The sequence below is a fragment of the Luteolibacter sp. Y139 genome (assembly GCF_038066715.1).
Classification (GTDB): Bacteria; Verrucomicrobiota; Verrucomicrobiia; order Verrucomicrobiales; family Akkermansiaceae; genus Haloferula; species Haloferula soli.
Window position 1 is genome coordinate 808,985 of sequence record NZ_JBBUKT010000002.1, and the last position, 16,778, is coordinate 825,762.

A 16,778-nucleotide genomic window follows, 5' to 3' on the forward strand; every position below is an offset into this window, starting at 1 on the left:
GTCGGTGTTAGTCTGTCGTTCGTTTAGATCGAGAGGTCGCCCTTGCGGCGGGCGGAGGAGAGCTTTTTCTTCAGGGCTTCAAGTCCATAGCGATACCGGGAGGCCGCAGTGTTTTGGGAAATTTCAAGCGCCTCACCAATTTCTGCAAAAGTCCGGTCGCCCCAGATCTTCATGATCACCACTTCGGCGAACTTGGGCGGCAGTTCTTTCAATCCCGCCTCTAGCAGTTGCCGGGTTTCATCATCCGAGGATTCGCTCTCGAACCACGGGTGAAAGGCTTCCTTCTGGTCGGCTTCGCTTTCACCACCCACCACATCCTCGCGGCGCTTGCGACGGTCGTCGCGGCGGCCGAGATCGATCGCCAGCCGGCGGATGGCGGTGAAGAGATAGGGCATCCACGCTTCCTGGCCGCCGACGAATTCATCGGCTTCCAGCTTTTCGCAGAGCTTCACCAGCGCGTCCTGCACGATGTCCTCGGCATCCTCGGAAGATCGCGTCTGCTGGCGCGCGAAGAGGATCAGGCGGGGTCCATGCTCCGCCAACCACTCGCGCCAGGCGGCGGTGGACGGGGAAAGCTTCTCGGCAGGTGCGCTGCTCACGTCGTTTTGAGGATCCATGACAGTAGCGCCGTCAACCTAACCTTTTGTCTGGAAATGGCGAGCGGAGCGCTGCGCCAAAGCTCGCCCGGTCGGCGAAGCCGCGATCTTCGCAATGGCCTGCGGAGTTCCTTCGGCGACCAATTGCCCGCCTTCCCTTCCGCCGCCCGGCCCTAGGTCGATTACCCAGTCCGCCGCGGCAATCACATCCAGGTGATGCTCCACCACCAGCACGCTGTGCCCCGCCTCCCGGAGCCCGCGGAACGCCGTCAGCAAGCGATCCACATCGCCGAAATGCAGGCCCGTCGTCGGTTCGTCGAAGAAATAGAGCGTGTGCGGCGCGGCCGGTTTGGAAAGCTCCACCGCCAGCTTCAGGCGCTGCGCCTCGCCGCCCGAGAGCGTGTTCGCGGCCTGCCCGAGCCGCAGGTAGCCCAATCCGAGCTCCCCCAGCACCTCCAGCGTCCGCCGCAGCTTCGGCACCGCGGCGAAGGCCGCCAGCGCCTCACCCGCCGTCAAGTCCAGCGCATCGGCGATGCTCATCCCCTTGAATCGCATCTCCAGCGTCTCCCGGTTGAAGCGCTTCCCACCGCAGGACCGGCAGATGATCCACGCGTCCGGCAGGAAATTCATCTCGATCTTCAGCCGCCCCGCCCCCTCGCAATTTTCACAGCGCCCGCCGTGGGTATTGAAGCTGAAGCGCCCCGCCCCATACCCCCGCTGCCGCGACAACGGCAGCTTCGAATAAAGCTCACGGATGGCATCGAACATCCCGGTAAAGGTCGCCGGATTCGAGCGCGGACTCCTCCCGATCGCCGACTGATCCACCGCCACCACCTTGCCGAGGAATTCCATCCCCTCGATCGCCCGGTGCCGCCCCGGCGGGTCCCCGCTGTTGTGAAAATGCCGCTTCAGCGCGCGCAGCAGAACATCGTCCGCCAGCGTCGATTTTCCACTCCCGCTCGGCCCGCTCAGACAAACGATTCCCCCGAGCGGAACGCGCACGTCCAGATCCCGGAGATTGTGCTCGCTCGCCCCGCGGATCATCAGCGCGTCACCCAATAGCGGAAACCCCGCCCCCTTCGCCGGCTCCGGCAAAGGCGACTCCAGCCAGCGCTTCGTTGGTGAAGTCTCGGGAAAACTCTCCGGCCGCCCGCTCGCCAGCAACGCCCCCCCTTCCTTCCCCGCCCCTGGACCCAGCTCAATCATCCAATCAGCAGCCCGGATCATCTCCTCATCGTGCTCCACCACCACCACCGTATTCCCACGATCACGCAAACGCTTCAGCGCCGCGATCAGCTTTCCCGTGTCCTCCGCATGCAGGCCGATGCTCGGCTCATCCAACACGTAAAGCACCCCGGTCAGTCCACTCCCCAACTGCGTCGCCAGCCGAATCCGCTGCGCCTCCCCTCCGGAAAGCGTGGCGCTCGACCGGTCCAAGCCGAGGTAGCCAAGCCCCACCTCCTTGAGGAACCCCAAACGCTCCGCCACCCCACCAGCCAGCTGCCCGCAAATCTCCGCGCGATCTTCCGGCAGCCGCAAGCCACCCAGCCAACCATCCGCCTCCTCCACCGGCAGCTCACAGAAATCCTGAATCCCCAACCAGCGACCGCCATCCCCTTCAATTTGCACCGCCAAAATCTCCGGCCGCAATCGCCGCCCGAGGCAAGCCCGGCACGGACGCTCCGCCATCACCCGCGCCAATCGCCGTCGCACCGCCTCGCTGTGGGCGTCGCGCAGCTTCCGCTCCGCCTCGACACACAGGCCCTCGAACTTCTTCACCTGCTTCTTCTTCTCCGCGCCGATGCGCCACCCGGTGTCGAACTCACCCCCGTGGAAAAGCAGCGCCTTCCCCTCCTCAGGCAATTCCGCCAACCGGGCTGACTCGGGCAGGCCAAACATCCGCAAGATCGCCACCGCTTCCTTGGCGAATGCCTTCTCCCGCTGTGCCTTGGGCTTCCACCACCCCTTCATCCCGCCATTCGCGAGCGGCTGGCTCTCGTCACCAACCAACAGCGCCGGATCGCAAAACGTCTCCGTCCCCAGTCCCTCACAAGCGGGACAAGCACCCAGATGCGAATTGAACGAAAAATGCCGCGGCGTCAGCTCGCCGATCATGAAGCCCGTCGAGGCATTCCGATAGCTCGTCTGGAACGAAATCTCCTTCCAAGAGTCATCTTCCGAGACCAGCGCCCGCGCCTCCGTTCCACAGATCCGCAAAGCCGTCTCCACCGAGTCCGCCAAGCGCGCCTCGCCGCCCGCCCTCACCACCAAACGATCCACCACCACTTCCACATTCTTCGCCACCTCCGGCCAAGACTTGGCCGCTTCCTCAAGTTCCAAAATCTCCCCATCGACCCGCACCCGGACAAACCCCTGCCTGCGCAGATCCCCGATCAATCGCTCCGGCTCACGCGCCTCCTCCTCCGGCACCGGCGCCAGCAGCACCACCTTCGTCCCCTCCGCCATCGCCGAAATCGCCGCTACGATATCCGCCGCCCCCATCCTCTCCAACTTCTCCCCCGTCGCCGGATCATGCGGCACCCCCGCCGCCGCCCACAGCACCCGCAGGTGCTCGTGGATCTCCGTCACCGTCGCCACCGTCGAACGCGGATTCAGTCCCCCACTCCGCTGCTCGATCGCAATCGCCGGGCTCAGCCCCTCGATCGCATCCACATCCGGCTTCTCCAGCTGATCCAAGAACTGCCGCGCATACGCCGACAGCGACTCCACGAACCGCCGCTGTCCCTCGGCGAACAAGGTATGGAACGCCAGCGATGACTTCCCTGACCCACTCGGCCCGGTAATCACCACCAGCTTCCCCCGCGGAATCTCCACATCGATCCCTCGCAAATTGTGCTGCCGGGCTCCCCGGATCCGGATGCTGTCCACGAGGGGATGGAAAAGATCCCTTTGCCAATGTGCAACACTGGGAGCGCGGAATTCATTCCGCCCCAGATACCCGGCAACCAAACCATCCCAGCGGAATGAATTCCGCTCTCCCTGCTAACCTTAAAACGGGAACTTCCCCTTGAAGTTCTTCATGAGGTCCTCGAAACCACCCCCAGCCGGGTTACCAAATCCCGGCGGCAAGCCAGGCATCCCGCCCTTGCCTCCAAGTCCCCCGCCCATCTGGCGCATCATCTTGTTCATCTTGTTCGGAGAGCGCATCATCTTGCGCATCTCGCCGAACTGCTTGAGAAGTTGGTTCACCTCCACCAGCTTGGTGCCGGAACCCTTGGCGATGCGGTCGCGACGCGACGCCTTGATGATCTCAGGACGGCGACGCTCGTCGGGCGTCATCGAAAGCACGATTGCCTCCGTGCGCTTCAGCCGCTTGGGATCGAAGGCCGCATCCGGGATCTGCTTCTTGATCTTGTTGAACCCGGGCATCAGGCCGAGCAATCCCTTCATGTCACCCAGCTTCTGAAGCATCTTCATCTGGTCCAGGAAGTCGTTGAAGTCGAACTTGCCCTCGGCAAGCCGCTCGATCGACTTCATCGCATCCTTCTCATCGATCTTCGACGCGACCTGCTCCACCATCCCGACGATGTCGCCCATGCCGAGAATCCGGTCGGCCATGCGGTTCGGGTGGAACTCGAACAGCTGATCCAGCTTCTCGCCTTCACCCGCATACTTGATCGGCTTGCCGGTGATCGAGCGCATCGAAAGCGCAGCACCACCACGCGCATCGCCATCGAGCTTGGTCAAAATAATGCCGGTGATTCCCACCGCATCATCGAAGTGCTTTGCCACCGACACCGCCTGCTGGCCCGTCGCAGCATCCGCCACCAGCAGCGTCTCCTGCGGCTGGAGGAAAACGTGGAGTCGCTTGAGTTCCTCGATCAGTCGCTCGTCGATTTCCTGGCGGCCCGCGGTGTCGAAAATGATCACATCGTGCCGCTGCGTCTCCGCCCAAGCGAGCGCCTCCCGGGCAACCTTGACGACATCGCTCTCGCTGGCATCCGGCGTGTAAACCGGCACGTCCACTTGCTTGGCGAGCGTCGCCAGCTGATCGATGGCCGCCGGACGATAGAGGTCGATCGCCACCAGCAACGGCTTGCGACCTTCCCTCTTCAGGCGCAGCGCAAGCTTGCCGGCAGTGGTGGTCTTGCCCGCGCCGTTGAGACCGCAGAGCATCAATCGGCCGGGAGCTTCAAGATTGAGGCCGACTTGATCGCCGCCCAGCAACTCGGCCAGTTCATCGTGGAAAATTTTAACGATCTGCTCGCCCGGCTTGATCGACTTGAGCACGTCCGCCCCCATCGCCTTCTCCTTCACATGGGCGATGAATTCCTTCGCAATGCCGAACTCCACATCTGCCTCCAGCAGGGCGAGACGGACGTCACGGAGCGCGTCGGTAATATTCGACTCCGAGATTTTCCCGACCCCGCGGAGGTTACGGAAGGTCTTGTCGAGAGAGTCGGCGAGATTGGAAAACATGGCAACGGGAGCTTGGAGTCTGGCTAGAGGATTTCCAGCACTTCTATTTTGAGATCGGAATCACCTAGCAACTGGATCCGGTCGGCGGCCTGACGAAGCTTTGCTTCAAGCTGCGCCGTGGAGGTGTTCCCGCAACGCAGCCACACGATCTTGGGCGGAGCACCGCGAAGTTTGTTCCAATCGGCGTAGTCAGAATCGTAGGTGACGATGATGAATCCATGGGATTTTGCATAATCCCAAATCGAAAGATCCTCCGCCTCCGCCATTCCAAGCAAGCGGACATGCTGCGAGCCGGGAAACAAGTCCGCCAACGCGGAAACCAGTCGGTGACTGAGGTTCTGATCGAAGAGCAACCTCATGACGAGGCCGCCACAAGGTGATGGTCACGATCCGCAGCGAAGGCGAGACTGGCCTGGATATCTTCAGTGGTTAGATCGGGAAAATCCTCTAGGATATCAGCGTTGGACATGCCCGAGGCCAGCCATCCGAGAATATCATAGACCGTAATGCGCAGGCCCCGGATGCAGGGCTTGCCGCCGCGTTTGCCGGCCTCGATCGTGATTCTTTGGCGGAAATCGCTCATCGTTTCAGGCTGGATAATAGCGTTAAATGCCACGAAGTCGAGACTGTGGATCACTCCGGCGTCGCCGGCAAATACGCAGCCTCCGCATCCACCCGGAAGGACCAGCGCAGCGGAACTTCGGGGGGCTTCCCCTTGCTGTCCAGCCACGAGACGGCCACCTGGCACACCGGCGAACGCAGGCGGCGGTTGACCTGCCACGAGTAGGACTTCGATTGCTCGTCGAAAACGGCAGGCACTTCGCCGAAACCACCGACTTTCATCGAGAGGGTCTTCGGATCCAGGTCCGGCACATTGGAAAGATCCGCGGAAAGCAGCGGCAGCCGCGAATCCACCAGCGCCCCCGCCTCCGGCTTCACGGGGAATGGCGTGCTCTGCGGTGCGAGTTCCTGGTTGCGTCCCGCAGTCGCGCCGGCGACCTCGTTGAACGCGGTGGCCAGTTCGAAGACCCGGTCGTGGGTACCTAGGACGATGTAGCGCGGCAACAGGCGATCGTCATTCGAGCGCCGGATCTTCCCCGGCAGCACAGTGAAAAGGCTCTCGTAGCCGAACTCCTTCGACAGCGGATCCATCTCCGCGGTGTGGATGCCACCGGGATAGGCGAAGGTCGTGACCCGGCCACCGAATTTCTCCTCCAGGAAGGTCTTCGAATCGCCGAATTCAGTGCGGAGGAACTTCACATACGCCTCCGCCCCCTTGCGGCGGTGCGGCCCGGGATACGAGTGGCTGACCGAGTGGCTGCCGATGGTCGCCCCGTGCTTCTGCATCTCCTTGATCATGTCCGAAGTCAGCGCCTTGCCGCCGCCGTCGACGTAGTTCTTGTAGAGGAACACCGTGAAGGGAAACCCGAACTCCTTGAGGATCGGATAAGCGTCCGTGTAGGAAGCCTTCCAGCCGTCATCAATCGTGATGACGATGCTCTTGTCCGCGATCTCCTTCTCCCCGCGCTTCCACGCTTGGAAATCGGCCATGGGGATCACGGGCAGGCCGGCGTTCTTGATCGCCTCCATTTGCTTCCGGAACTTCGAGGTCCGGATGATCATCTCCGTTTCCGGGGCAGTCTCGGAAAAGTCGTGATAGCCCAGCACGGACACGCGAACCCCGTCATCCGGCACGGTCGGTGGCGCTGGAACAGGTGCCGGGGTCGGAGCCGGCTCTGGGGCTGAAGGCGTGGCTGGGGCAGCCGGAGGAGTTGCCGGGGCGGTCGGAGCCACCTGCTGCGCGGAAAGCGACAGCGGCAAAAACAGGGCGAACAGGAGGGGCGCGAACTTGATCGTCATCGGACGGCCCCACTGTAGCCGAGGTCCGCCGGGTGCGAAGCCCGAATTGCCCGCAATTGTGGCCCCCCTCAACGGGAAGCCTGCTCGCTCGAAGTCCGGACCGGCACTGGCACCGGAGCCTTCTGCGAATGCTCCTTGTTCATGAATGTCAGCGTGATACCGACATAGAAGAGAACCAGAGTCAGGGTGAAAAAAATGGGGGCAGTCATGACCGGGGGGACGGTTGGGGTTGGGTTTTGAGAACAAACGCCTGAAACTCAGGCCACTTGCGCGGTCATCGTGGGGGCCACTGGGGCAGCGGCCATGCGCATCTTGCGCTTGCCGGTTTCCTGCGGGAGCCAGCCAAGGCTGGCAACGGCGAGGGCAAGCGCGAAAGCGAAGCGAGCGGCGTTCTTCATGCCCACAGCATCCCACCTGGTAGCCCCACAAGCCATTACGTCATGACGTGTGCCCAAATCGGGGGTTGAGTCCGCCGCGCCCCTACCCCAAAACCCCCGCGCCAAATGAAGATTGTCGTCGTGGGAAAAGGTGGGCGCGAGCACGCGCTGGTGCGGGCCCTGGTGGAATCGCCGGGACGGCCCGAGGTGTTCTGTTTCCCCGGCAGCGACGCGATTTTCCAGCTCGCCCAGCCGGTCCCGGCCGATGGCCTCGAGTCACTCGTCAACTGGATGGCCGCCAACGACATCGGCCTCTGCGTCGCCGGCGAGGAAAGCTACCTCGTGAAAGGCGAAGGCCTCGCCAATCTCTGCGAAAAGGCCGGCATCCCCTGCTGGGGGCCACATCTCCAATCCGCCCAACTCGAAGCCAGCAAGGAATTCGCCAAGCAGTTCCTGGAGCGCCACAATATCCCCACCGCCAAGGCCATCGCCTGCGCCACGCTGGAGGAGACCGTCGCCGCCATCGGCGGAAAATTCCCCACCGTCCTCAAGTTCGACGGCCTCGCCGCCGGCAAGGGCGTCGCGGTCTGCATGGTCGAGCCCGAAGCCACCGCCTTCCTCGACGAGGTCTTCGTTCAAAACCGCTTCGGCCCCGGTCGCGTGCTGGTGGAGGATTTCCTCACCGGCCCCGAGGTCTCGATCTTCGCGGCCATCGTCGATGACCACTACCTGATCTTCACCCCCGCCCGCGACTACAAGCGCCTCGGCGAAGCCGACGCCGGCCCGAACACCGGCGGCATGGGCGCCGTCGCCAGCCGCCGCCTGATCCCGGCGGAACTCCTTTCGGAAATCGAGCGCGGCATCGTCGCAACCACTGTCGCCGGCCTCCGCAAGGACAACCTTCCCTACCGCGGCTTCCTCTACTTCGGCCTGATGCTCACCCCCGATGGCCCGAAGGTCATCGAATACAACTGCCGCTTCGGCGACCCCGAGTGCCAGGCGGTCATGCCGTTGGTGAAGGGCGACCTCGCCAACTTCTGCCTCGCCGGAGCCAAGGGCGAATTGGAGCCCGGCCTGATCTCCTTCGACGAAGGCTGGAGCGTCTGCGTCGTCCTCGCCTCCGCCGGCTATCCCGAAACCTCTCGCAACGGCGACGTCATCTCCGGCCTAGACGCCGTCGAGACCGCCCGCATCTACCACGCCGGCACCAAACGCAACGGCCGCGGCGAATGGGAAACCAACGGCGGCCGCATCCTCGCCCTCGTCGCCCGCGGCGAAACCCGCGCCGAAGCCGTCACCAACGCCCACGCCGCCACCGATCTCGTCTCCTTCGCCGGCATGCAACGCCGCCGCGACATCGGCATCCGCAACTTCGAAGATTGATGGAGCGCTTCCGGGTCAGCATCGGAGATCACGTGCTTCACACCATCGGTGTGAGCGAGCCCGGTGTATTGTCCGTGACCTTGTCAGCCGTCATCAGGGAGACTTCAGAGCCGGAACAGCAGCACGAATGCTCGCTTCGGCTCGGAGGCTTGGAGTCTTCAACGAACACTTTTGTCGACTGGCCGGATTACGAGTTGGAACCGGGCGACATGATCGTGATTGAAGTTCTCCCCGAAGGCCCCTTTGACGAACCTGTATCCAAGCGACAGGACATCCAAGAGGTAGTCCGTCGCTCGAAGGCCGACTACGTTCGCCAGTTGGCAGGAGAACTCGGCTGGACCATCACCGAAAACGACACTTCTTCAGATTCATGAATCGCACCCTCGGCCCAGACGACATCGAGCAAGGCATTGCCGCCCTTGCCAACGCCATCCGCGAGCGCACCGCGGGCAAGCCGATCGCGCTCGTGGGTATCCGCAGCCGCGGCGACGAGGTGGCCGAGCGCGTCTGCAATCGCCTCGCCGAAGAAGACCGCGAACTGGAACTTGGCACCCTCGATATCTCGCTCTACCGCGACGACTACGAGCACCTCCACGAGAACCCCAAGCTCCAGGAAAGCGACATCCCCTTCACCGTCGATGGCGCGCACATCATCCTCGTCGACGACGTCCTCTTCACCGGCCGCACCATCCGCGCCGCGCTCGACGCCCTCTCCGACTACGGCCGTCCGGCCAAGGTCGAGCTCGCCGTCCTGATCGACCGCGGCCACCGCGAAATGCCGGTCCAGCCGGACTACACCGGCATTTTGTTAGAGACCGCGCGGCACGACCACGTGCATGTTTCCTTGGAAGCCACCGACGGCGAAGACAAGATCGAGATCGTCACCAAGCAAAACGACTAACCCCCTGAGCCATGCTTCCCGAACGCCGGAAATCCGCCGATGAAATCGCGAAGCTCCGCGAGTCGCTTGGTATCTCCGGCGAAGCGCAGGCAGAGGGCGAGGAAACGGCTGCCGCAAGCGAGCCAACGGTTCCCCCAAGCGAAAATGAGGAAGCCGTCAAGTCCGTCACACCAGCCCGCCAGGTCCGCTCGCTGAGGAAGTCCGAGCAGAAACCGGCTGAGTTTTCCGCGGTCCAAACCAAGAACGGCATCCCCGTCCGCCGCCACGACGACCGCGAACTGATGGAGATCCGCCGCGTCCAGGCCACCCCGCCGGACAAGAGCATCGCCTACATCCAGCAGCTCGGCGCACCATGGCCACTGGTAGTGCTCGGCTACCTTTTCCCATTCATCGGTGCCGCCTGCGGACTCTTCGCCGCATTCTCCCCGAAAGTCCCCGAGCCCGATCTTCAATACCAGTGGCTGATGGATCTCTCGCGCGCGCCGTGGCTGGACAAGGCAGGCTTTGGACTACTCGTCGCATGCTGCGCCATCGGCCTCATCTTCGCCGCATGGTTCGCCTTGAAGAAGCCTCGCTCGCGCCACCACGCCGGCTTCATCGTCATCTTCGCCGTTATCATCGTCGTCTTCGGACTCATTCACCAATTCAATCCCAATGGCCCGTAAGGACCTCCTCGACATCTCATCGCTCAGCCGGGAAGAAATCGATCTCCTCCTAGGCCAAGCCGTCCCGTTCAAGGAACTCTTCACCCGCTCCGTGAAGAAGGTCCCCGCCCTCAAGGGCAAGTCGGTTCTGATGCTCTTCTACGAGCCGAGCACCCGCACCCACTCCTCCTTCGAAGTCGCCGCCAAGCGACTCTCGGCCGACGTCACCAACTTCGACGTCCCCCACTCCTCCGTCGTCAAAGGCGAGTCCGTCCGCGAGACCATCGAAACCCTCCAGGCCATGCGCACCGACTACATCGTCGTCCGCCACGGCCGCAGCAGCCTCCCCGCCATGATCGCCGGCATGACCAAGGCCAGCGTGATCAATGCCGGCGACGGTGCCCACGCGCATCCCACGCAGGCCCTGTTAGATGCGTTCACGCTTCAGGAAGTCTACCCCGAGGGACTCGCAGGCAAGAAGGTCCTCATCATCGGCGACATCCTCCACAGCCGCGTCGCCCGCTCCACCAGCACCATCCTCAAGCGCCTCGATGCCAAGGTCGCCTACCTCGGCCCCGGCTCGCTGGTGCCGAAGTCCGGCCCGGAGAATATCGAGCGCTTCACCGACTACGAGGAAGCCATGAAGTGGAAGCCAGACGTGGTCTACCTCCTCCGCGTCCAAATGGAGCGCCAGGACGTCCAATTCTTCCCCAGCCTCCGCGAATACCACCGCGTCTACGGCATCACCGAAGAACGCCTCAAGCGCATCGACAGCGAAGGCCTCTGGCTCATGCACCCCGGTCCCGTGAACCGCGGCGTCGAACTCTGCGACGGAGCCATGGACTACAGCCGCAGCCTCATCAACCGCCAGGTTGAGAACGGCATCGCCGTCCGCATGGCCGTCCTCTACTGGCTCAAGCCCGGCGGCGAAGAGAGCTGAGCGACGCAAAAGAGGCCGCAAGGCCCGCTGGGTGCGCGGAGCCTCTGGCCCGCAGAAGCACCAAACAACTCCGCTTCACCCACCCCTGGGAGCGCCGGTCTTCAGACCGGCCCGAATGATCCCTCCATGCCGTCGCAACTCAACGGCTCTCTTTCACGAAGCCACCGCCGACGTAAACCCTGTAATCCTTGATCCGCCCCGGATTATTCCCCGCCCGCGGCGTATAACGGAACCCACCAATCTTGGTCGCTCCACCAAGATCAATCACGAGGTAGTGCGGATACCCCGGCTGCGCATCCTTCCACTCAGTGTGCCAGAAGTCCGCCGTCTGCCCGTTGATCGCATTCGAAGCCGACCCATCCTCACCCGTCATCTCCTCGCTATCCGCATAGGCCACCGTCCAACTCGCATGCGAGATCGACTTCCCCTCAGGATCGAGCAGATCAAGCTCTGCAATGGCAGCGAATGGCTTGCCATCATGAGCATTGAGCATTTCGAGCGCGAACTGCGAACCCTCCAGCGGCTTGGCGAACTTCACATCCTGCACCTCCGCTCCCGCCGGGAAAGCAGCCTCAAACCCGGGCTTCTGCCCCTTGAGAACCAACTCACCCTTCTTCGAGCCCTTCCGCGCAAAATCCAACTCCGGCCGCAGCTGATCCAAAATCGGCTTCTCCAACCCAGCCAGCACCGGCTTCTCTGGACCTAACAGGTCAAGGACCACCACCTCGTTCTCCCCCTCCTTCAACCACGCACCCGGCAAATACGCCGTCTGCGTCGGCCCGATGTTCCAGTGCCGGGCCAAGCAATGCCCATTCACCCACACCACACCTTTTCCCCACGTCCGCAGGTCCAGGAAAGTATCCGCCGCCTTCGCCAGCTTGAACGTCCCACGCCAGAACTTCGGACCCGGCGCGCTCTCACCACCGCTCTTCCACTTCAGCGACGAAAGCATCGCCTCATCCAGCTTCAGCGGAAACACCGACCACTCACCGGTCACCTCGGTGCTCTTGCCACCCGCCACCAGCTCCACCTTCCCTTGGATCCCCTTGCGATCGTGGATCTCGACCCCGAAATTCACGTGCCCCATCGCCTCCACGAGAATGTCCAGCTGCTGCGGCTGCTTGCGCTCCGGCAGGCTCACCTTGAAGCGACGCGAACGGCGATCGGTCACGCCCACTTCCTTCCCATCAAGGAATACCCAACCGAAGTCATGCACTTGCCCGATCTGCAAGCTCGCCGCCGGACCCGCCGGCAACGTGATGCGATACACCGTGCACCCATGCCCCTGATCATACGCCTCCATGTTCTTCGGCGCGCTATCCTTGATCGCAGCCGGCAAGTTCTGAAACACCGCCGCAGTCTCCTTCAAGGTGAATGAAGGCACCGCCATCGTCGGCATCGGCACCGGCGGATCCACAAGCGTCTCCCCCGGCAGCAAATACTTCGCCATCAAGTGGCGCGTCCGCTCGAATTTCTCCCCGATCCACCCCGCCTCACTGATCGGCGCATCATAATCGTAGCTGCTCGTATCCGGCTTGAACGGCCGGTCCGCACCCGCCCACATCCCGAAGCTCGTGCCACCGTGAGCCATGTAGATGCTGAAGGACGCACCTTCGTTGAGCATGTATTCGAGGTCCTTCAAATACTGGTCAGTCTTCCCGAGGTGATGCGGCGCGCCCCACGTATCGAACCATCCCGGATAAAACTCCCCGCACATCAGCGGCCCCTTCGGTTGAATCTCCCGCAGCTTCTTGAAGCCGGTCGCCGGATCGCTGCCGAAGTTCACCACATTGAAGAGATCATCGCGCCGCCCATTCGCGAGGTTGCCGGTCGGATTGCACGCGAACAGTGGGATATCGAACCCACCATCGATCATCGCCTGCCGCATCTTCCCCATGTATTCCGTGTCCTTGCCGTAGAACCCATATTCGTTCTCCACCTGCGCCATCAGGATCGGCCCGCCCTTCGTCACCTGCATCGGCCCGAGCACTCGGCCCACCTCCTTGAGCCAAGCCTGGCTCGCCGCCATGAAATCCGGATCTTGCGAACGCAGCGCGATGTCCGGCTTCTTCAGCAACCACCACGGCAAGCCACCGCCGTCCCACTCGGCACACGCATACGGACCGGGCCGCAAAATGACCCACATGCCTTCCTCCTGCGCCAGCTTGCAGAACTCCGCCGCATCGGCCTGCCCTTCCCAATTGTATTTGCCCTTCTCGAACTCGTGGACGTTCCAGAACAGATACGCGCAGACCGTATTCAGCCCCATCGCCTTGCAGAGTTGCAGGCGATGCCGCCAATACTCCTTCGGCACGCGCGCAAAATGGAGCTCACCGCAGCGGATCTGCATCCGCTTGCCATCGAGCAGCAGATCCTTCTCGCCGATCTCGAAGGTGTGCTTGGGCGTGGCTTGCGCGAGCACCGGAGAGACGCCCGAGGCGAACAATGCGACCCCGAAAGCGAGCGAGGGAAAGAGCTTCATGGTGACGATCCCAAGCGCCGCTTAAAAAGGATGTCGAGCCCCGATTCCGACTGTTGACCGAAGCCCTTGCAACGTATGGAGAAACGGCGGAATACCCCTGTTGGAGATTCACTACAAGGGCGTCGCAAACCACCAAGCCGGGTGTGATGAAATCCCTCGCATTCAGAATTTAATTGCACGTTTTATTCGACTCGTTTTCATCAATCCAGCAGCTCCACGGTATGACGAATCCGCGCATCCCGACGACAATCTCACCAACCATCTGACCACCTCCTCACATGTACCTGCCCCTTGGCCAATACTCACCTGACATCAAGCTCGGCTTCGTTTCCGCGTCCCGAAATTGCTTTCCTCGTCCGCTCGCCGCAGAGCGCTCGGAAAAGTTGATTGCTGCCACCAAAGCGGCAGGCATCGAACTCACCGTCCCAGCCGGCGAGTGCGCCGTCATCGAAACCCGCGCCCACGCCGCGGATGCCGCGAAGCAACTCATCGCCGCCGGCTGCGATGCCGCCGTGCTCTTCCTCGGCAACTTCTCGCCGGAGATCGAAGACGCCGCCTTCGTGAAAGCCTTCCCCGGCCCCGTGCTCCTGATCGCAGCCGCCGAGGAAAGCGCCATCAATCTCATCCAAAAGCGCGGCGACGCCCTCTGTGGCCTCCTCTCCGCCGCCATGGCCATCCGCAAGCGCGATGTCCAGGACCGCGTCCACATCCCGGAGCTCCCCGTCGTCTCCGCCGAGGAAGGTGCCGCCGAGATCGCCCACTTCGTGAAGATGATCAAGGTGGTGAAGGGCGTCAGCAACGCCACCATCGGCCTCTTCGGCCCCCGCCCGCGCGACTTCGAAACCTGCAACTACAACCTCGCCTCCCTCCTGTCGATTGGCGTCGAAATCGAGGAACTCGGCCTCTTCGACCTCCAGAACGAGATCAAGACCATCCAGGAATCCAAGGCCATTGCCGACGAGCAAAAGGCCGAGATGCCATCCATCCCGGAAGACCCGAACTTCAAGGCCCGCCTCTCCGACTACGAGCAAGCTGTTAGAAACTTCCGCGATCGCCTCCAGCTCTCCGGCGCGGCCTCGCAGTGCTGGTCCGAGCAGGAGTTCTCCCTCAAGCACGTCCCCTGCTTCATCAACGGCCGTATGGCCGACAAGGGCTTCCCCATCGCCTGCGAAAACGACGCCTACTCGCTCGTCGCCGAGCTGATGGCCCAATACGCCAGCGACAACACGGTCACCGTCCTGGACATCAACCACTCCATTCCCGGCAACCTCCACGAGTCGCTGAAGGACTATCCGCTCAAGGACATGGTCGGCATGTTTCACTGCGGCAATACCGCCAGCAAGCTGCTCAAGAACCCGGAGATGAAATACCAGCTCATCATGAAGCGCCTCATGGAGCCGGACACCGATCCCGACATCACCCGCGGCACCATCGAGGGCCAGATCTCCGCCTCGCCGATCACCGTCGTGCAGATCCACGGCCACGGTGACAAGCTCCGCGCGTACATCTGCGAGGGCCACTTCCTCGACCTCGACCCGAAGACCTTCGGCTGCACCGGCACCGCATACATCCCCGGCTTCCATCGCTTCTACCGCCACGTGCTGCTTGGCGCCTACCACCACCACGCCGCCGTCGCCTTCGCCCACGTCGGCGCGGTCCTGTTCGATGCCTTCAAGCTGCTCGGCATCGAAGTCATCGATACCCCGCTTCCGGATGGCGTGCCGTATCCCGGTGAAAACGTCTTCCGCGCCGGCCTAGTGCCAAAAGGCCGCTGATCTAAAATCCACTAGGATAGATTCCCTTCGGGAGCACGTGCGAAACGCCGCGTGCTCCCGATTTTTTTGCATGATCCTCCGGTTACTCATCCGGTGCGTGCGCGGCGCTTGCTCCGGACGACTTCCGCATCCAACTTCATGCTAAGTAAACAAGCTTCACGCATTTCATCACAGCTCGTCCCCCGCGTTTCCCATGAACAGCCCTGTCGAGAACATCGCGCCGTCAGTCACCGAAGCGACTCGAGCCCCAGGCACTCCACGCCGCGGCCACACCTATCGCTGCCAGTGCGGTCGGCCGGTCTTCTTCCACAATAGCCTGTGCCTCGCCTGTGGCGCCGCGCTTGGCTATGAACCCACTCACGCGGAGGTCCACTCGTTGCAGCCAACGAAGACCCAAGGAATCTGGCAGATCTCGGGCGCAGATGCCCCTGCGCCCCTCTACCGCCGCTGCGTCAACATCGATACACCCGCCGGCTGCAACTGGCTGGTACCCGCGGATCACCCGTCCACGCTTTGCATTGCCTGTCGTCTGAACCGCACGATCCCGAATCTCAACGAACCGGACAACTGCAGCCATTGGCGCATGATCGAAATGGCCAAACGCCGACTGGTAGGGCAACTGATCGCGATCGGGCTGCCCGTCCATTCAAAGGTCGAGGAAGATCCGGAACACGGCGTGATGTTCGATTTCCTGCGCACCCCGCCTGGGTCGGCGCCGATCATGACCAGCCATGGCAACGGGCTCATCACACTGAACATCGAGGAAGCCGACGACTCCATCCGCGAGGCCGTCCGCAACCAGATGAACGAACCCTATCGGACACTGCTGGGACACTTTCGCCACGAAATCGGCCACTACTACTGGGACCGCCTGATTGCGGGTACGCCGTGGCATGAAAAGTTCCGTGAGCTCTTCGGCGATGAGCGCGCCGACTATGCCGCGGCACTGCAAGCCAACTACATTTCCGGACCACCGCCCAACTGGCAGGAGAGCTTCATCAGCTCCTACGCGGCCACCCACCCTTGGGAGGATTGGGCCGAGAGTTGGGCTCACTACTTGCACATGGTCGATAGCCTTGATACCGCGATCGGACTTGGACTCAATGCCGACGACATCGAGCTCGATACCGAGCCATTTACTCTAAATGACCTCTATGCCCCGGACGATCCCGATGCTGCGCGCGTGCTCATGCTGGTGAATGGATGGATGGAGCTGGTCACCGCCCTCAACGAATTGGCGAGAAGCATGGGTCACCGCGACTTCTATCCGTTCGTCATGTCGCGCACCGTCTTGAAAAAACTTCACTTCATCCAGCTCGTCGTGAAGAGCCAGCGCGAGGCCACTGCCACACCATCACACTCAGAGCTTGCCTGACAGGC

General features: G+C 62.4%; 16 protein-coding genes. 7 read left to right on the plus strand and 9 right to left on the minus strand.

The features are described from left to right. Positions 1 to 23: 23 nt before the first annotated feature. From WKV53_RS08255 to WKV53_RS08290, 8 genes are all read right to left on the minus strand, one after another. A complete protein-coding gene (locus WKV53_RS08255) occupies positions 24 to 617 on the minus strand; it encodes an RNA polymerase sigma factor (protein ID WP_341404091.1) in 594 nt (197 codons plus the stop codon). A gap of 18 nt (positions 618 to 635) precedes the next feature. After that, positions 636 to 3,485, minus strand: coding sequence for an excinuclease ABC subunit UvrA (uvrA, locus tag WKV53_RS08260; RefSeq protein ID WP_341404092.1), 2,850 nt, complete (start codon positions 3,483 to 3,485; stop codon positions 636 to 638). 120 nt (positions 3,486 to 3,605) lie between these two features. Beyond that, positions 3,606 to 5,036, minus strand: a complete 1,431-nt coding sequence (gene ffh / locus WKV53_RS08265; protein ID WP_341404093.1) for a signal recognition particle protein — start codon at positions 5,034 to 5,036, stop codon at positions 3,606 to 3,608. Positions 5,037 to 5,059: 23 nt separating this feature from the next. Continuing rightward, on the minus strand, positions 5,060 to 5,395 hold the full coding sequence (locus WKV53_RS08270) for a DUF5615 family PIN-like protein (RefSeq protein ID WP_341404094.1): 336 nt from the start codon (positions 5,393 to 5,395) through the stop codon (positions 5,060 to 5,062). Then, positions 5,392 to 5,619, minus strand: a complete 228-nt coding sequence (locus WKV53_RS08275; RefSeq protein ID WP_341404095.1) for a DUF433 domain-containing protein — start codon at positions 5,617 to 5,619, stop codon at positions 5,392 to 5,394. The genes WKV53_RS08270 and WKV53_RS08275 overlap by 4 nt, the downstream gene beginning before the upstream one ends. Before the next feature lie 50 nt (positions 5,620 to 5,669). Continuing rightward, positions 5,670 to 6,896: a polysaccharide deacetylase family protein gene (locus tag WKV53_RS08280; RefSeq protein WP_341404096.1), complete on the minus strand. Its 1,227-nt coding sequence runs from the start codon at positions 6,894 to 6,896 to the stop codon at positions 5,670 to 5,672. Positions 6,897 to 6,964: 68 nt separating this feature from the next. Continuing rightward, on the minus strand, positions 6,965 to 7,105 hold the full coding sequence (locus WKV53_RS08285; protein WP_341404097.1) for a hypothetical protein: 141 nt from the start codon (positions 7,103 to 7,105) through the stop codon (positions 6,965 to 6,967). Between the two features lie 48 nt (positions 7,106 to 7,153). Further along, positions 7,154 to 7,294 carry a hypothetical protein gene (locus tag WKV53_RS08290; RefSeq protein WP_341404098.1) on the minus strand — a complete coding sequence of 47 codons (141 nt, stop codon included), beginning with the start codon at positions 7,292 to 7,294 and terminating at the stop codon, positions 7,154 to 7,156. A 105-nt stretch (positions 7,295 to 7,399) separates the two neighbouring features. Between WKV53_RS08290 and purD the strand changes: the two genes are divergently transcribed. The 5 genes from purD to WKV53_RS08315 are packed head-to-tail and all read left to right on the plus strand — an operon-like array spanning position 7,400 to position 11,141. Next, positions 7,400 to 8,656 (plus strand): phosphoribosylamine--glycine ligase, encoded by a 1,257-nt coding sequence (purD, locus tag WKV53_RS08295; protein ID WP_341404099.1) that lies wholly within the window; start codon positions 7,400 to 7,402, stop codon positions 8,654 to 8,656. Next, positions 8,656 to 9,030: a hypothetical protein gene (locus WKV53_RS08300; protein WP_341404100.1), complete on the plus strand. Its 375-nt coding sequence runs from the start codon at positions 8,656 to 8,658 to the stop codon at positions 9,028 to 9,030. Before purD ends, WKV53_RS08300 begins: the two co-directional genes overlap by 1 nt. Beyond that, positions 9,027 to 9,557, plus strand: a complete 531-nt coding sequence (pyrR, locus tag WKV53_RS08305) for a bifunctional pyr operon transcriptional regulator/uracil phosphoribosyltransferase PyrR (RefSeq protein WP_341404101.1) — start codon at positions 9,027 to 9,029, stop codon at positions 9,555 to 9,557. Before WKV53_RS08300 ends, pyrR begins: the two co-directional genes overlap by 4 nt. An 11-nt stretch (positions 9,558 to 9,568) precedes the next feature. Then, positions 9,569 to 10,222, plus strand: coding sequence for a hypothetical protein (locus WKV53_RS08310; RefSeq protein ID WP_341404102.1), 654 nt, complete (start codon positions 9,569 to 9,571; stop codon positions 10,220 to 10,222). Then, a complete protein-coding gene (locus tag WKV53_RS08315; protein WP_341404103.1) occupies positions 10,212 to 11,141 on the plus strand; it encodes an aspartate carbamoyltransferase catalytic subunit in 930 nt (309 codons plus the stop codon). The genes WKV53_RS08310 and WKV53_RS08315 overlap by 11 nt, the downstream gene beginning before the upstream one ends. 139 nt (positions 11,142 to 11,280) lie before the next feature. Here the strand turns inward: WKV53_RS08315 and WKV53_RS08320 are convergent, their stop codons facing one another. Next, the gene (locus WKV53_RS08320) at positions 11,281 to 13,623 is read right to left on the minus strand and encodes a beta-galactosidase (protein WP_341404104.1); all 2,343 of its coding nucleotides are present in this window, start codon (positions 13,621 to 13,623) and stop codon (positions 11,281 to 11,283) included. A 278-nt stretch (positions 13,624 to 13,901) separates the two neighbouring features. Between WKV53_RS08320 and WKV53_RS08325 the strand changes: the two genes are divergently transcribed. Both WKV53_RS08325 and WKV53_RS08330 read left to right on the plus strand, forming a co-directional pair. Beyond that, positions 13,902 to 15,398: an L-fucose/L-arabinose isomerase family protein gene (locus WKV53_RS08325; protein ID WP_341404105.1), complete on the plus strand. Its 1,497-nt coding sequence runs from the start codon at positions 13,902 to 13,904 to the stop codon at positions 15,396 to 15,398. Between the two features lie 193 nt (positions 15,399 to 15,591). Further along, the gene (locus WKV53_RS08330; protein WP_341404106.1) at positions 15,592 to 16,773 is read left to right on the plus strand and encodes a zinc-binding metallopeptidase family protein; all 1,182 of its coding nucleotides are present in this window, start codon (positions 15,592 to 15,594) and stop codon (positions 16,771 to 16,773) included. Positions 16,774 to 16,778: the final 5 nt, after the last annotated feature.

Coding starts and splice junctions, on each gene's coding strand:
- WKV53_RS08255 (WP_341404091.1), bottom strand. CDS start 617: ATGGATCCTCAAAACGACGTGAGCAGCGCACCTGCCGAGAAGCTTTCC.
- ffh (WP_341404093.1), bottom strand. CDS start 5,036: ATGTTTTCCAATCTCGCCGACTCTCTCGACAAGACCTTCCGTAACCTC.
- WKV53_RS08270 (WP_341404094.1), bottom strand. CDS start 5,395: ATGAGGTTGCTCTTCGATCAGAACCTCAGTCACCGACTGGTTTCCGCG.
- WKV53_RS08275 (WP_341404095.1), bottom strand. CDS start 5,619: ATGAGCGATTTCCGCCAAAGAATCACGATCGAGGCCGGCAAACGCGGC.
- WKV53_RS08280 (WP_341404096.1), bottom strand. CDS start 6,896: ATGACGATCAAGTTCGCGCCCCTCCTGTTCGCCCTGTTTTTGCCGCTG.
- WKV53_RS08285 (WP_341404097.1), bottom strand. CDS start 7,105: ATGACTGCCCCCATTTTTTTCACCCTGACTCTGGTTCTCTTCTATGTC.
- WKV53_RS08290 (WP_341404098.1), bottom strand. CDS start 7,294: ATGAAGAACGCCGCTCGCTTCGCTTTCGCGCTTGCCCTCGCCGTTGCC.
- purD (WP_341404099.1), top strand. CDS start 7,400: ATGAAGATTGTCGTCGTGGGAAAAGGTGGGCGCGAGCACGCGCTGGTG.
- WKV53_RS08300 (WP_341404100.1), top strand. CDS start 8,656: ATGGAGCGCTTCCGGGTCAGCATCGGAGATCACGTGCTTCACACCATC.
- pyrR (WP_341404101.1), top strand. CDS start 9,027: ATGAATCGCACCCTCGGCCCAGACGACATCGAGCAAGGCATTGCCGCC.
- WKV53_RS08310 (WP_341404102.1), top strand. CDS start 9,569: ATGCTTCCCGAACGCCGGAAATCCGCCGATGAAATCGCGAAGCTCCGC.
- WKV53_RS08315 (WP_341404103.1), top strand. CDS start 10,212: ATGGCCCGTAAGGACCTCCTCGACATCTCATCGCTCAGCCGGGAAGAA.
- WKV53_RS08320 (WP_341404104.1), bottom strand. CDS start 13,623: ATGAAGCTCTTTCCCTCGCTCGCTTTCGGGGTCGCATTGTTCGCCTCG.
- WKV53_RS08325 (WP_341404105.1), top strand. CDS start 13,902: ATGTACCTGCCCCTTGGCCAATACTCACCTGACATCAAGCTCGGCTTC.
- WKV53_RS08330 (WP_341404106.1), top strand. CDS start 15,592: ATGAACAGCCCTGTCGAGAACATCGCGCCGTCAGTCACCGAAGCGACT.